At 38.0% G+C, this 14,896-nt stretch carries 13 protein-coding genes; 9 read left to right on the top strand and 4 right to left on the bottom strand.

Annotated elements, in window-relative coordinates; translation table 11 throughout:
- Positions 1 to 17: 17 nt before the first annotated feature.
- The 4 genes from QA584_RS25765 to QA584_RS25750 all read right to left on the bottom strand — a co-directional run bounded on the left by QA584_RS25765 (position 18) and on the right by QA584_RS25750 (position 4,927).
- The gene (locus tag QA584_RS25765) at positions 18 to 2,408 is read right to left on the bottom strand and encodes an ABC transporter permease (RefSeq protein ID WP_278271964.1); all 2,391 of its coding nucleotides are present in this window, start codon (positions 2,406 to 2,408) and stop codon (positions 18 to 20) included.
- Positions 2,409 to 2,413: 5 nt separating this feature from the next.
- The gene (locus QA584_RS25760) at positions 2,414 to 3,091 is read right to left on the bottom strand and encodes an ABC transporter ATP-binding protein (protein WP_278271963.1); all 678 of its coding nucleotides are present in this window, start codon (positions 3,089 to 3,091) and stop codon (positions 2,414 to 2,416) included.
- Positions 3,092 to 3,204: 113 nt separating this feature from the next.
- Positions 3,205 to 4,242 (bottom strand): sensor histidine kinase, encoded by a 1,038-nt coding sequence (locus QA584_RS25755; RefSeq protein ID WP_278271962.1) that lies wholly within the window; start codon positions 4,240 to 4,242, stop codon positions 3,205 to 3,207.
- On the bottom strand, positions 4,235 to 4,927 hold the full coding sequence (locus tag QA584_RS25750) for a response regulator transcription factor (protein WP_278271961.1): 693 nt from the start codon (positions 4,925 to 4,927) through the stop codon (positions 4,235 to 4,237). Before QA584_RS25750 ends, QA584_RS25755 begins: the two co-directional genes overlap by 8 nt.
- Before the next feature lie 282 nt (positions 4,928 to 5,209).
- Between QA584_RS25750 and QA584_RS25745 the strand changes: the two genes are divergently transcribed.
- The 9 genes from QA584_RS25745 to QA584_RS25705 all read left to right on the top strand — a co-directional run bounded on the left by QA584_RS25745 (position 5,210) and on the right by QA584_RS25705 (position 14,841).
- Entirely contained in the window at positions 5,210 to 5,356 is a 147-nt protein-coding gene (locus tag QA584_RS25745; RefSeq protein WP_278271960.1) for a hypothetical protein, read from the top strand.
- A 144-nt stretch (positions 5,357 to 5,500) separates the two neighbouring features.
- Positions 5,501 to 6,655 (top strand): radical SAM/SPASM domain-containing protein, encoded by a 1,155-nt coding sequence (locus tag QA584_RS25740; RefSeq protein WP_278271959.1) that lies wholly within the window; start codon positions 5,501 to 5,503, stop codon positions 6,653 to 6,655.
- A gap of 23 nt (positions 6,656 to 6,678) precedes the next feature.
- Positions 6,679 to 7,758: a radical SAM/SPASM domain-containing protein gene (locus QA584_RS25735; RefSeq protein WP_278271958.1), complete on the top strand. Its 1,080-nt coding sequence runs from the start codon at positions 6,679 to 6,681 to the stop codon at positions 7,756 to 7,758.
- Between the two features lie 2 nt (positions 7,759 to 7,760).
- Complete coding sequence (locus tag QA584_RS25730; RefSeq protein WP_278271957.1) at positions 7,761 to 9,044, top strand: radical SAM/SPASM domain-containing protein; 1,284 nt, start codon at positions 7,761 to 7,763, stop codon at positions 9,042 to 9,044.
- Entirely contained in the window at positions 9,041 to 10,714 is a 1,674-nt protein-coding gene (locus QA584_RS25725) for an ABC transporter ATP-binding protein (RefSeq protein WP_278271956.1), read from the top strand. Before QA584_RS25730 ends, QA584_RS25725 begins: the two co-directional genes overlap by 4 nt.
- A 96-nt stretch (positions 10,715 to 10,810) precedes the next feature.
- Positions 10,811 to 11,668: a zinc dependent phospholipase C family protein gene (locus tag QA584_RS25720; protein ID WP_278271955.1), complete on the top strand. Its 858-nt coding sequence runs from the start codon at positions 10,811 to 10,813 to the stop codon at positions 11,666 to 11,668.
- A 129-nt stretch (positions 11,669 to 11,797) separates the two neighbouring features.
- A complete protein-coding gene (locus tag QA584_RS25715) occupies positions 11,798 to 12,973 on the top strand; it encodes a S8 family peptidase (protein ID WP_278271954.1) in 1,176 nt (391 codons plus the stop codon).
- A 167-nt stretch (positions 12,974 to 13,140) separates the two neighbouring features.
- Positions 13,141 to 13,299: a hypothetical protein gene (locus QA584_RS25710; RefSeq protein WP_278271953.1), complete on the top strand. Its 159-nt coding sequence runs from the start codon at positions 13,141 to 13,143 to the stop codon at positions 13,297 to 13,299.
- 27 nt (positions 13,300 to 13,326) lie between these two features.
- Positions 13,327 to 14,841 carry a recombinase family protein gene (locus QA584_RS25705; RefSeq protein WP_278271952.1) on the top strand — a complete coding sequence of 505 codons (1,515 nt, stop codon included), beginning with the start codon at positions 13,327 to 13,329 and terminating at the stop codon, positions 14,839 to 14,841.
- Positions 14,842 to 14,896: the final 55 nt, after the last annotated feature.

Raw genomic sequence — 14,896 nt, 5'->3', positions numbered from 1 at the left:
CTGTTATGTCAATACTGTTATCCCACAACCTGCAGCCGGTGAAGTACCGTCTGCTTTTTCAGGCTAAGGGATATGCTTTTGGTAAGCAGAAATTGGAGGAATAGCATGATAAGGAAATAGAGGAATGTAATTCCAGTAGGGAAATGATACTGTACAAAGGAAAAACCAGCCATATTCTTTACAAATTTACAGATAAAGTAGCCGGACAGGCTTCCTAAACCTACCGATGCAAGAAAGCTTCCCAGAGTTAAAAAGAGGCACTCTGCTCCCAGCATGGTATTTAACTGGCGGCTGTCAAGTCCTACAGCCTGTAAAATTCCGATTTCATTCTTTCTTGAAAGAATGCTCATTATTATGGTATTAACCAGATTAACAACAGCAAAACATGCAATAAAAGCTACAAAGGTGTAGATGGCCGCTGCCATGGTGTGAAAGGCACTTTTGTAAAGTGCGGCCCGCTGCTGTAAAGTTTTAAGCGTAAGTCTGTCTTCTGTAGAAATAAGTTTTTTCAGTTCCGCAGCAATTTTGACAGAATAGCCCTGCTTTGAGAGGATTTCAAACACCTTGTTACAGTTTTGGGTTATTATAGTATCCATAGCACGATCTGGAAGATAGAACGTATTACCATCGGATTTATCGTCAATGATACCAGTCACAGTAAAGGTTTTTGAAACCTTATTGTTTCCGTCATATAAAAGCATGGTTACCATATCTCCCAAAACGAAATCCATACCGAGAAATTCAAGTTCTCCGTTTCCGGTATTAACAATCAGGGAGCCGGTATCGTCAGAACCTGGTTCCGGCAGAGTACCACTTACCAGCCTTCCTTTAAAATGGTTTAAATCCTTATCCCTTAGGTTACTTAAGCTGGATAACTGTGAGTTCTCTGAATCGTTTAGCTGAACCAGGATATATTTTTGGATCTCGACACCATCCACGCCCTTAAGGGATAATATGCTGCTTTTTAATTTCTCTGTCAATGGATTATTAACCTGCAAGTCATTGTAACCGGTGGAAGGAGATAAAAGTTCACTGTTTAGGGAAATACTGTATTCACCGCCGTAAGGAAAACTCTGTCTGGCACGCTCCACAGGATTTAGAGAAGACAGTAAGGACGCGGTACCAAGAAATAAAATTCCGCTAAAGGTTAAAGATAAGAAAGTCAGGAAGGATTTTTTCCTATTTCTCGTAAGGTATAAAAAGCCCAGATAGAAGGGTGTCAGTCTGCCCGCCGAGGGTTTATTCAGCCGGTAATCTGTTTTATAGAACTGGTAAACGGTAGCCTCTACGGGGGTTACATAAGCTGCTATTTTTGAAGGCTTTCTGACCGATATCATAACGGTTCCATAGGTAATAAAGCCCATACAGAGTGCAAGGAGAAGATCTGCGCCTGTATTCCAGGAGGATGGATTGATAAAAAAGCTTAACAGGCATCCAAGAATGAGCCCAATGGGAATATATTGAAGAGATAAGCTGCGCCCTTCATATGTTACAATTTTTTTAATTTGCCGGGATGTAGTGCCAAGTGTACGCAGTTGTCCATATTCCTTGACCTTTCCAAGGACTGAGATATAAAAGATGTTATAGATAACCAGGGAACAGGCGGTGAGGATAACTAAGGATACAGCAATTACGGCGGTGACAGTATCTGAGGATATGTTATTACTGTTTATATATAAATTGTTGATTAAGATGTCATCCTTTGCAATACCGCAGGCCTCTCCAACTGCTTTGATTTTTTCTTTTAGCTTTTCACCTGAGTACCGGTCAGAATTAGCAATCCGGATTACGACAGAAGGATTCTGAGCGGATAAATCCTTATCGCTTTTCATGAAATCTTCTGAAACAATAGCATTATAAGTGGTCCGGTCGGTATCATTTTCTGCTGTTGTACCAAGAAAACCTACCAGAAGGAATTTCTTTTTCTGCATTTGTCTACTGGCGTTATTGCGGTAATCCAATTCTATGGTATCCCCCAGAGCAGCATCCTTATTTAGAGATTCAAGATATCCTTTTTCAATTGCCAATTCATTGCTTTTCTGCGGCATAATGCCTTCCTTGATACGTACATTGGATAATTCCATAGTTTCCAGATCCGAATAGAGCAAAGCGAGACTGTAAGCATCGTCTTTGACTAGTCCTGCGGGCTGGTTAATGCCTGCGGCTTCAATGTCTGGATTTGACTTTAACTTTTCCAGGGAGGCAGTACTAACGTTATTGTATAATGCATGATATAAGGTTTCATTTTTTACCTCCAGAGACACATTGTATCCATAGGTTGCGGAAAAGGTAAGGAGTACAGCAGCCAGGATAATTACAATGCCGATAAAACGGTTCCTAATCTTATTATGAGCAAGCCCGGCTTTTGCTAAATGCCTGATTACGCCTGCATTATTATTATGAAGCATATAGCTTACCCCCTTTCGTTCACGATTTTACCGTCTTCAATCCGGATGATCCGATTGGCCAGCTGGGCAATATCCATATTATGAGTAATCATAACCAGCGTTTGATGGAATTTCTGGCTGCTCATTTTTAACAGACCAAGAACTTCCTGGCCGGTATGGCTGTCTAAGTTACCGGTGGGTTCATCAGCAAGGATAATAGCCGGTTTTGTTACCAATGCCCTTGCAATGGCGACTCGTTGCTGCTGACCACCGGACAGGTTAAAGGAAAGGCTGTTTATCTTGCTTTCCAGATGTAAGGTCTCTATTACCTCATCTACAAATTCCTTATCCGGTCTGTTGCCGTCTAGTTCGATGGGAAGAATAATATTTTCATAGACATTTAATATAGGTACCAGGTTGTAATTCTGGAAGATGAAGCCGATTTGTCTTCTTCGAAATAAAGTCAATTGGTCATTATCCATACCGGATAATTCCATATCATTGATTTTAATGCTTCCCGAAGTGGGATTATCCAGTCCGCCCATCATATGAAGGAGTGTGGACTTGCCGCTTCCGCTGGTTCCGATTACAGCGACGAATTCCCCCTGATCAATGGACATAGACACACCGTCAAGGGCCTTTACCACAGTAGGCTCATTCCCGTAATATTTCTTAAGATCAATTGCCTGTAATACAGTTTTCATAATAGTTCCCCTTATTTTTAGATTACTCAGATTCCCCGAGCTTATATCAAGTATAAGCCTTAAATATTACAGAAACCTCACAGAAATATCTCAATTTAGAGACAATTACCGGTTTATTTAACAGATAACTGAGTGTTCGGAAGGTATACAAAAAAGGAGGCCCCTTTACCAGGTTCGGACCGGACTTCGATATATCCTAGCTCCAGACTGATAATCTCTCTGGCAAGATATAATCCGATCCCAACACCTTCCTGGTCATGTACCTCCGGTTCTCTGTAGAACCGTTTAAAGATTGCGGCCTGGTTTTTTTCCGGGATTCCTTTTCCATTATCTTGTATCATAATTCTGGTGTAAAACTCCTGCTTTATAACAGCGATTGTTATCTTTCCCAGAAAGGGCGTATATTTAACAGCATTGTCCAGTAAATTAAACAGGGCTTCTTGTGTCCACTTCTCATCATGGCAGGTTAACAATTTATCGGGACAGTCAACCTGTATTTCAATTTGTTTTTGTTCTGCCTTTAACTGTATCTGACCAAGAGTCTGGGCGAGGGTTTGAACGATATCTGCCTTTTTCGGACAGACCTCTAAGATCCCCGTTTCTAGGCGTGACATTTTAACCAAAGACTGCATTAGAAAATCAAGTTTATCCACCTGAAGGTTTGCAGCCTGCAAAAACTCCCGCCGCTTTTGTATATCAACGTCCCGTTCCAGTAATATGGAGAGGTACATTTTGATATTGGAGATAGGGGTTTTGACCTGATGGCTGATATCAGAAACCAGGCTTTGTACGGCAGCTTTTTCCTCGTTGCTTATCTCGCTTTCATGCTCCAGGATTTCATAAAGCCGTTTTAACTTAAGCTCTAATTTGCCAAGGAGTGTCTCGGATACCAGGTCAAATTTCAAATCCTTTTTTCTGTCTATTAGATCCTCCAGTATAGAACTTAAAGAATCAGAAAAAGAACAGATATCCCTTCGAAGCAGAGAATAAAACAGTACGTTGACCGATAAAATTATGAGGACTGACAAAATAAGCAAGACCTGTTTAACAAAACTATCCTTTAAGAACAATACAATAAGAAGAAAAATGCCAAAGAGCAGTATATATAAAGAAGTAAAACACGGAATAAGAAAATTCTTTTTTCTAGACATATGCCTGTTCCCTTTCCCCTATCCATTGATAGCCCATTCCATATATTGTGCGTATATACTTATGGTTATGGTCTTCAATTTTGGATCTGAGCCGGTTTATATTAACGGTCAAAGTATGTTCATCCACAAAGTTGTTATCCTTATCCCAGAGCCGTTCCAGAATAATCTGTCTGGTCAGTACATTCCCGGAGTTGTTTATAAATAATTTCAGTAATTTATATTCCGTAGGAGTTAAAATAAGAGGAGTATTCTCTTTTAATGCAGACATAGTATCAAAGTTAAACATAAGAAATCCGTCGTTATAGATATGCCTCCCTTTATTTCCGGAATAACGCTTTAAAACTGCACTTATTCTTTTTCGCAGCAAAGGCATGCTGAAAGGTTTTGTAATATAATCATCGGCCCCCAGTTCAAAGCCTTTGATTTCATCCTTTTCCAAATCACAGGCGGTCAGAAAAATGATGGGAATATCTTTTAGCTGCTTGATTCTCTGACAAAGGACAAACCCATTTTCATCAGGAAGATTCACATCCAGCAGGATCAGATCAAACTCCTTCTGATTTACTAACTGGTATGCTTCCTGTGCAGAGCCGGTGGCAGTAACCATATATTTTTCCTCCTCCAGGTCAAAACGAAGACCGGCTAAGAGTGCTTCATTATCTTCAATTATTAATATCCATTTCATAAGCGATCCTATCTTAATCAAATTTTTGCTGGACCCGCAATCATTGCTGGGCTCCCATCACGGAAATCCATTTCCTCTTTTAAATTGTATAATAACTGGGTAAATATTACAATACATATTCATAAATATACCAAAACCAGTCAGAAAATAACGGCATATTGCCAATTATTCAATGACAGATTCCAGTTACCCAAAATTAGTTCTAAAATTTTTCATTTATGGTATTTTAAGCTTGCCTGAAACAAAAGGCGCTAAAAAAATCATAATAAAGGAGGGTTGTATATGAATAAGGATGAACGAGTATTTTCAGTTGAACTGGCTGAAGATGAAATTGAAGGGTATGCTTACTGCGAAACCCGTAAAGACGTTTGCATGAACGATTGTTTAGGACCATGGCATGGCACACCTACACTTAGTGATGTGGAATAATGTAGAATGGATACCTGCAGTAAATGCAGAACGATTCGTGTGAATTCACAGGGATATGGTACATAATGGAGCTGTTGTAAAAGTAATATCTTATGGATTAAGGCTCTTTTATAACAGCTCTGTTTCCAGAAAGGTAAAAAGTTTATGGAATGTATTTTATATTTAACAGACAGTTGTAATCTAAAATGCACCTATTGTTATGAGGGAAATACTAAGAATAGAAGCTTCCTCTCCAGTGAGAATTTAAATAAAGCTTTGGAATTCATCGTTAACAATAATATACCAGGTGAGTATATCTATCTGACTTTTTTAGGCGGAGAACCACTTCTGAATAAAGACCGTATTTATGAAGCAATGGATTTGATTCATACAAAATACCGGCAGTGGAAGGATTTGTTTCGATATTCCATAACAACCAATGGAATACTACTGGATGATGGGCTCATTGAACTTATGACAAAGAATCAATTTAATCTATCTGTCAGTGTGGACGGGGATCAAATGACCCATAACCTGAATCGGGTAAGCGTTAGTGGGGCGGATGTTTACCCAGTTATTATGAGCAAAGTTAAAAAGCTAGTGGAGAACAATATCAAATTCCATATTCGTATGACGGTAACCGCCAATAATGTTCACCTGTTCTATAAAAATATTTTATATTTTTATAATCTGGGGATTAAATCGTATCATATTGCATTTGATTCCTTTGGAGCCTGGGAGGATAGAACCTTAAAGGAAATGGATGAACAACTGAATAGTCTGGATGAATTTTATCTAAAGAAGATAGTAGATTATGAGGATATGCTTATTGATTTATATGATTACAAGTATACCACCATACTTTTTAAGAAAGACAGCAAATACTGCTGTGCTGGAACAAAATCCCATATAACCATAACCGGTAAGGGTGAGATTTATCCCTGTGGGTATGTGGCAAATCAAGAGAATTGGAAGCTTGGTACTGTAACAGATGGGATGGACCCGGCAGCCTTCCTTAGAAATGTTAAAAAATCTGTGAATAATATTTCTAAATGCAGAGACTGTGACATTGCATTTACCTGCAAAGGAACCAAATGCGGTTTTCAAAATTACAGTCTGTCCGGTTATCTGAATACGCCACTTGACTGTATATGCAGATTGGAGCGGATTTTATACAAGCATGACAGGAAGGTAATTAAGGAACTTTTTCAGAACAAGCATAAAAGAATAATGAAATTATATACGGAAGCAATAAGTTATGGATTAGAGATCAATCATCAGTCAGCGGAACTTCTAAAAGATTCCTCTGTTCTGGTTTGACTCCGGTAAAGTAAGGGGGAGTTATGTACACTATAATATTGGAAATTAATCAGAAATGCAATCTTTCCTGTAAATATTGCTATCTTGGGGAGATAAGCGGCAGTACCATGGCGTATGAAACTGCCGTAAAAAGTATTGATATGGCATACCGGAATGTAAAACACCATCGAGATAATAAATTGTGGTTTCATTTTGTAGGCGGGGAAGCGCTCCTGGATTTTAAGCAATTGCAGAAAATGGTCTCTTATATCAGAGACAAAAATAAGTCGGAACAAAAGGAATTGATTTTTTCCCTTACGACCAATGCTACGTTATTGAACAAAGAAATAGTAGACTGGCTTGTTAACAATGACTTTATATTAAAGATAAGCATTGACGGAGACAAGGAAACGAATGACAGAAACCGGATATCGAAAAACAGTACCAGTGTTTATGACAATATAATAAAGAACTGGCCTTACATAAAAGAATATGAGGAAAAAAGTAATAAGTATGTTCAGGTAACAAATGTAGTTACTAAAAATAACTATCAGGATTATTTTAAGAGTTTAAAATATTTAGTTGAGGAACTGGGGGTAAAGGTCCTTGACACAGCCCTTGACCTCACTGCATCCTGGGAGGAAGAGGAACTGGACAGCATTATGGAGGGAATCAGACAGTCTTATGTTTTTTATTTGGATTCCTTAAAGAATCACCGGGAATTTTACTGGAATTTTATAAATGAATTAAAGCAGGCAGCACAGAAAAAGAAACAGTTTTATACCTGCGGCGCAGGGCTAATAACTCATTATGTCCGAACAGACGGGAGCTTTTTTGCTTGCAGCGCCTGCTTAGATAAGGAGTTTTCCCTGGGAGATACTGATCAGGGCTTGTATCCGGATAAAATAAAATTCTTAAAAGAAATCAGTGGAATTCAAAATGAATCCTGCAGGAGTTGTTCCATATATGAGTATTGCGGTGCCAGGGCCTGTCTTATGTCCAGCTTAGCCAGTAACCAGGATATAAATAAACCCGATAAAATCTTGTGCAGGCTGGAACAGTTTAAGTATGGATTTTATAACGATGTAAAAGAAGATCTGTCAGTATCCGAAAGGAGGCAGTAAAGGTGGACAGAAAATCGGTTCTTAAGGTTTATGAAGAGAATAACAAAGTGATTCTTCTTAACACGGATAATTGTAGGTGGGTACGCCTAAGCAAAGCTTTGTATCAGAAAAGAATGCAGGAGGCAGAACTATTTTATGAGGAACTTAATATGAAATATGAGCTGTTTTTGAATACCCCCTTATTAAACGAAAACATGAAATCCGTCTATTTTGCCCTGACAAAAAACTGTAATTTAAACTGCGCATTTTGTTCCATGAATTCAGAACCTGGCTTGGATAACAAGACGGATATGCAAGCGGATGAGATTATTGAAGTTGTAATACCTAAATTAAAAAAGCTTGCCTTAAAAAAGATCATATTAACCGGCGGTGAACCTATGATAAGAAAGGATATCCTGCCGATTATCCGGGAATTTTCAAAAGCTTTTGGAAGAGATAAACTAATTCTGCAAAGCAATGGCTTATTATTGAAGGAAGATATGATACCGGAATTATCGGATTATATTGGAAATATTGAAATCAGTATAGAAAATCTGTTCTCAAATCCCGTACTTATGAAACAAATGGAGAAAGTTTTTGCTGCCATACGGGATGCCAGGATACGCCTTGCTTTTTCCTTTGTAGTAGACCGGAATAGCTGTAGTTTTATAAAAGAGGCAGTGGAATTATGTTATCGTTATCAGGCAGTGTTTGAAATTCGTTTTGTAGCGCCTTTAGGCAGAGCCTTTCTGGAAGAGAAAATATTTACTGACATGGAAATTCTTACGTTATACCTTGAAGTGATTGGTTACATTCTGGAAAAAAAGTATTATACAGAGGAGCTATCCGGTGTCTTTATGCCAAGATTACAGGCAGCGAAAGGCTGTGGGGGGTACGGCAAATTGTTATCCATTCAACCGGACGGTAACTTATATATGTGTTCCAACATAAGAGAGGACGTATGTGAGCTTGGTAATATTATTAATGATTGTTTAGAGACGGTCCTATGTAAATGGGAGGAGAAGCTTAAAGAGGTACGTATTAAGGACATGTTTTTAGTAAAAGAAAAAAGCATGTGCAGTAAGTGTAGGGTCAAATACTTTTGTACCGGACCCTGTGCGGCAGAAGGGTTGTTAGATCCAGCCTACTTAAAGAGAAATTGCAGACTGAATCTAATATTTCTTAAGTTTATGATGTTTTATTATGAAAGAAAAAGGTCCTTAGAGGAGAATCTTAATTTATTCTACCAGTACTTAAACAGCTGTACGGATGTTGATTCTTTGACAGCGGAATCGAGGGAAGCATGAAGAAGGTTTATTTATCTTTTGTCAAAAACTATGTTTTTAAACAAAAAGCTGTTTTTATCTTAGTATGTATCGTGACCATACTGCAAAGTATTATTACGATAATTATTCCCTGGACCTATAAAGTTATGATAGATGATGCTTTTCCGGACAGGAATATGAAATTATTCCTAATTATGATAAGTGCTATGATGGTTTGTTTTGTAATAAATATGTGCTTTAATGTCGTAAAGGATTATCTGTTGGCAAAATTATCGGAGCAATTATGTTTTCGACTCAGAAAAGAATTAAATGATAAATTAGGAACCCTGCCTTATTCCTATTTTGATAATCATAGCTTAAGCGATGTATTATCAAAATATAATAAAGAAGTTGAGATTGTTAAAGACAATTGCGGTTATTTGCTGATTAAAACAGTAAGCAATGCTGCAACGTTGATTTTTGCCTGTGTAATGATATGTTTAATGGATTGGCGGGTATTGGTGATTTCTTTTGCTATCATAGGAGGCTATATCTACTGTAACAGATTTTTCGGTACCAGAATCAAGGCCATTTCGGAGACCTGTATGTCAAGCAATGAAGCAGCCACGGAGCGGATTACGGAAAATTATAATAATGTAATTATCACGAAATTATACGCAGCTTATAAGCAGGTAAATGAAAAATTCTGGGAAGCCTACGAAAAGTATTATGCGGCTCAGATTAAGTTAAAGCTGACTTCTTCCGTCAATATTAATATAAGTTATCTGTTGATTTACCTTCTTTCCGGTTGTATCTGGGTAATCGGCGGTTTTTCCATATTTGCCGGAACACTTACCGTAGGTTCGGTTATGGCAATTGTTAACTACCAAAACCTTCTCCTTACCCCGACGAACTTTTTCACCCAGTTCAATAACAGTTATCAGGGTGCTGTTATAGCAATTAATCGTTTATATTCCATACTTAAAGAACAGGATGAGAGCAGTGGCGACAGGGAACTGGAGGAACCGGTGGAAACCATCCGGTTTGACGAGGTGAGTTTTTGGTATCAGGAAGGAAAAAAGGTACTAAACCGTCTTAATCTAACCATAAACCGTGGAGAAGTAACGGCTTTTATGGGACCAAGCGGCTGCGGCAAGTCTACTATTATGAAACTGGTAACAGGACTTTATACCGTCAGTGACGGAAACATATACTTTAATCATATCCCAATAAAACAATTGGATATTCGTTCCCTTCGCAAAAAAATTGCTTTCGTACAGCAGGAATCACTATTTTATAAAGAATCCATTCTTGAGAATCTTAATATAAGTGGGGAGTTTAGTGAAAAGCAGCTGATTACCTTTAGTGAGCTGCTAGACTTAAAAGAGGAAATACTTGACTTACCAGCTAAATGGAAAGAAGAATTAAGTGCAGGGACTTCTAATTTGTCCATCGGTCAGAAAAAGAGGCTGGATATTTTAAGAGCCTTATTAAAAGATGCAGACATCCTTATATTTGATGAAAGTACTGCTTCTATTGATATTGAACGGAGAAAAAAACTCTTTTCTATTATAGATAAATTAAAGGAAGATAAAATTATCCTGTTTATATCCCACAATATCGAGGAATGTGCATATTTTGATAGAATTTATTCCGTGAAAAAAGGAATTGCAGCAGTGGTTAAGGAGTATGAAATCGCAACGATCTATTAGATTGTTGCGTTCATAGATAAGAAACCAACGAAAGTAATTAAGTGCCGGCTGCTTTGCTGGTTTTAATTACGCAACAAAAAGAAAGGGGAATGTAGAATGAAACAATTCATGAAAAAAGTATTATGTACCTTATGTGTGGTAACAGTTTTTTGCAGCAGTACTGCTTTTGCAGCAGGAACAGAGGGAAAGGAGGAGGGACTGCCGGAGAAAGTACTGGAGATTATGAATGGCTCTGATGATATTTACGGCAGCGGAGTACCTCTTAATCACAGCCAGGGCGAATTTACACCAAGCTTTGTCAGCGGAGGTGTGGATCATACCCATCAATATATTGTTGCCAATGCCCTGGCGATAATAAGTAATGACAAGGGAAACAGTATTCTTCATTCAGCTTATAATGCAGAGGTTATTGTATCGAATACCGACTGGCCGGATGGACTTGGCAATGAAACAGATTTTGCCACATTTGCCGGACACTTTTATGATCCGGATACGAATAAAAACTGGTTGGGACAAACTTCTCCAACGGCAAAAACCAGAGCAGAATCCTATTATAACCAGGCAATTGAACGGTATAAAGCAGGCGACATCACAGCAGCATTCTTATATCTTGGCAGGGGAACCCATTATGTTTCCGATGCGAACGAGCCTCATCATGCCTCAAATCTTACAGCGTTAAACAGCAATCATACCGAATTCGAAGCCTATGTGGATGACCATCGTACTTCCTATAAAATTGCCGGCAATACATTTTCTTCAAGTGTTTACCAGCAGGCTGTTAATACTTCCGTAGGTAGCCTTATGCAGGCTACGGCAAAGTTGGCGAAAGCTTTGGCAGGACAGGCACAAAACAGCAGTACATACAGTATTGCAGGAGAAAAGAGCGTCCAAAATGCTATCAAAGCAGTTACTCAGTATATTTATAAATTTGCGGAAGAAGTCGGAATCTACTAAGGGTCTGGATGTCTTAAGTATCATTCAAAACATAAGTTTCAACTGGGAGGTTAAAGCTCCCCTTGAAACTTATGTTATCTTTGGTTTTGCGGTTACTGTAAAGTGTAAATGATAAGGAAAGGAGCAGATATGAAGCCAATAAAAGCAGCTGTAATTGATTCGGGTGTAAATTTAGAGGATAGTTTTTTTGCAGGAAAAAAGGTGACAGGACTGGGATATGATAGACAGGGCATCAAAGAATCCGGATATGATACAGCTTCCCATGGTACCAATATTATTAAGAAATTGCTTTATGAAGCTCCTGATACGGAGATTATATCCATTCAGATATTAGATGACCGGTTAAGGGGAAGCTTGGAAGATTTATGCGGAGCCATTAAGTATAGCATCGAAGCAGGTGTTGATATCATTAATTTAAGTTTAGGTTTTACCTGGAAAGCAGATAAGACTGAACAGAAAAAAGTACTTATGCTAAAGGATGTATGTGACAGGGCTTATAGAGCAGGCATTGCCATATTTGCTGCGGATAATAATAAAAATGGTATATCCTATCCTGCTGGATTTGATTCGGTTATGGGGATAAGTTCGGTTTCGGGAAATTGCTTGGCGGTGGGAAACAACCTAGAATCGGTGAGCTGCTCGGAGACTGCAATTACCCCGGAAAACGAAAGCAACCCGGATACATTGCAGATACCATATCTGCATCTGGACCGAATTAACAACAGGCTTATTTTTTCAGACAGTTATGTAGGAATTCCGTCTTCGGATACCTTTAACATATATCATGGAAACAGCTATTTGACCCCCTTAATTACTGCGCTTTACAGCCGTTACCTAAATTACTTCCATAAAACCTTCAATTTTCTCGGAGACTTTTTTGATTTTTTAGAAACCAATTTAAGCAGAGATAATATCAATAATTTCTATCTGAATAAAAAAGTACGAACCACAGTTTTTAACAATAGTAATATTTTATATCTGGGGAATGAAAACAACCACCTTGATAGGGATCTGGTAGCATTTTTAAAAGATCAGGGTATCGTTGAATTTTATTCTTGGGATAGGACCTGGTTTGATGATATAAAAGTCAGAGAAGAGTTGCTAAGAGAGGAGTACCATTATATATGGTTTGGAAGTCTTAGAGAAGAAGCAGTAACTACAGATAAAGAAAAGGTTGAAACGGTTTACTGTTATGCCCTGAACAGTAAAAAGGATATTGTAATGACAATGCCTCTCCTTCCCCTTTTTAACCGAATATTATTGCATAATATAGAACAGATAAAAGTGGTCAGCCTGTATAAATAATCTGGGATAAACCCGATTTCTGACACTTAAAAAAGAATTTGAAATTTATCCAAATCCTTATCTGATATTGCATAGAAGAATGCTGCCCATATAAGGCAGCTTTTTTAATGCATACTGTACGAACTGTCTTGCATAGTTTTTTATGAAGTTATATCAGGAGGCGGCTCATGCAGGAGAAAGATAGTATTTATGCGATAGAAATCTCAGAACTGAATGAGGAGAAGATGCAGTATACCGTTATAAACCATACACCTGTGAATCCAGAAGAGAATGCACGGCTTTCTCTTGAACAGGAACTATATAAAATATTTAGTAAATACACATAAGCTCTAACATTGTAATGGAGGTGTAGGATGAACGATACCTATATAGCCATATATGGTCGTCAGTCAATCATAAAAGAAGATAGTATTTCCGTAGAAAGTCAAGTTGATTACTGCAAGTATGAGACCCACGGTGAGCCTTATAAAGCGTATATTGATAGAGGGTACAGTGGAAAGAATACAAATCGTCCGGCATTTGAAGAAATGCTGTGTGATATGGAAGCGGGAAAAATTTCCACAGTAATTGTTTACAAACTGGACAGGATCAGCCGTTCCATCTTAGACTTTTCTAATATGATGGAAAAATTTCAAAAATATAATGTGGAATTCATTTCAACAACAGAAAAATTCGATACCTCTACCCCTATTGGCCGGGCCATGCTTCATATTTGTATTGTATTTGCCCAGCTAGAAAGGGAGACCATACAAAAAAGAGTGGCGGATGCTTATTATTCCCGCAGCAAAAAGGGTTTTTATATGGGAGGCCGTATTCCTTATGGTTTTGCTATAGAAAAAACAATGATTGATGGAGTGAATACCTCAAGATATATTCCTATTCCAGAGGAAAGCGAACAGATCAGATTGCTTTATGCAATGTATTCCGACAGTAGTAATTCTTTAGGGGATTTAATTCGCTATATGAATGAAAATAATATTAAAAATCTGCGAGGAGCCAGTTGGAGTACTGCCAGGATTTCGGAAATGCTTCGTAACCCGGTATATGTTAAGGCTGATGTAGAGGTTTATGAATTTTTTAAAAGTCAGGGGGCTAATATAATTAATCCGGTAACGGATTTTATCGGAGTAAATGGCTGTTACCTTTATAGAGGTTCTGCTTCAGAAACCAGAAAGCAATGTGATCTGACAGATAAGGAAATAGTATTAGCACCCCATGAAGGAATTGTATCCTCGAAAGAATGGATTAAGTGCAGAGTAAGATGCTTAAATAACAGGCAATCTGCTAAAGCAGGCAAAGCTAGAAACTCCTGGCTTGCGGGGAAGGTGAAATGCGGAAATTGCGGATATGCCCTGACGATAGCAAAATCAAAGACAAAATGGGGAAGATACTTTGTATGCAGCTCCAGGTTGAATAGGAAGAAGTGTAGCGGTGTTGGAAGAACCATTTATGCAGATTTATTAGAAAATTATATGGGGGCTGCTATAAAAAAGAAACTTTCCCAATTTATTAAATTAACCGCACAAGCTGATTATAAGCCTAATCAAAAATTAAATGAAGATAAAATGCAGTTATCACAAATCGAAAATGAAATAGAACAGTTACTTGCGAAAGTCAGTAATGCAAACGAAGTTTTACTGCGATATATAAATGAAAAAATATGTAAACTGGATTCAGAGCGTACCCGGCTAAAAGAAGAAATTATAAAACTTACCAGCACTTCAACTGACAGTGATAGGAAGGTGATTAAAGATCATGTGGAAAAATGGGAAATAATTTCTTTTGCCGACAAGCAGGCAGTAGTGGATGCATTAATCAAAATAATTTATATTACAGAGGATAAAATTGATATAACCTGGAATATATAAAACTTTCTTACGAAGTAGCGCACTGTCTAACATATCTGGTTGGGGAGTGCGTTTT

This window comes from Anaerocolumna sp. AGMB13025 (assembly GCF_029689925.1).
Classification (GTDB): Bacteria; Bacillota; Clostridia; order Lachnospirales; family Lachnospiraceae; genus Anaerocolumna.
The sequence above is the reverse complement of the archived record's forward strand: the minus strand, read 5'-3'. Positions and strand labels throughout refer to the sequence as shown.

Coding starts and splice junctions, on each gene's coding strand:
- QA584_RS25765 (WP_278271964.1), bottom strand. CDS start 2,408: ATGCTTCATAATAATAATGCAGGCGTAATCAGGCATTTAGCAAAAGCC.
- QA584_RS25760 (WP_278271963.1), bottom strand. CDS start 3,091: ATGAAAACTGTATTACAGGCAATTGATCTTAAGAAATATTACGGGAAT.
- QA584_RS25755 (WP_278271962.1), bottom strand. CDS start 4,242: ATGTCTAGAAAAAAGAATTTTCTTATTCCGTGTTTTACTTCTTTATAT.
- QA584_RS25750 (WP_278271961.1), bottom strand. CDS start 4,927: ATGAAATGGATATTAATAATTGAAGATAATGAAGCACTCTTAGCCGGT.
- QA584_RS25745 (WP_278271960.1), top strand. CDS start 5,210: ATGAATAAGGATGAACGAGTATTTTCAGTTGAACTGGCTGAAGATGAA.
- QA584_RS25740 (WP_278271959.1), top strand. CDS start 5,501: ATGGAATGTATTTTATATTTAACAGACAGTTGTAATCTAAAATGCACC.
- QA584_RS25735 (WP_278271958.1), top strand. CDS start 6,679: ATGTACACTATAATATTGGAAATTAATCAGAAATGCAATCTTTCCTGT.
- QA584_RS25725 (WP_278271956.1), top strand. CDS start 9,041: ATGAAGAAGGTTTATTTATCTTTTGTCAAAAACTATGTTTTTAAACAA.
- QA584_RS25720 (WP_278271955.1), top strand. CDS start 10,811: ATGAAACAATTCATGAAAAAAGTATTATGTACCTTATGTGTGGTAACA.
- QA584_RS25715 (WP_278271954.1), top strand. CDS start 11,798: ATGAAGCCAATAAAAGCAGCTGTAATTGATTCGGGTGTAAATTTAGAG.
- QA584_RS25710 (WP_278271953.1), top strand. CDS start 13,141: ATGCAGGAGAAAGATAGTATTTATGCGATAGAAATCTCAGAACTGAAT.
- QA584_RS25705 (WP_278271952.1), top strand. CDS start 13,327: ATGAACGATACCTATATAGCCATATATGGTCGTCAGTCAATCATAAAA.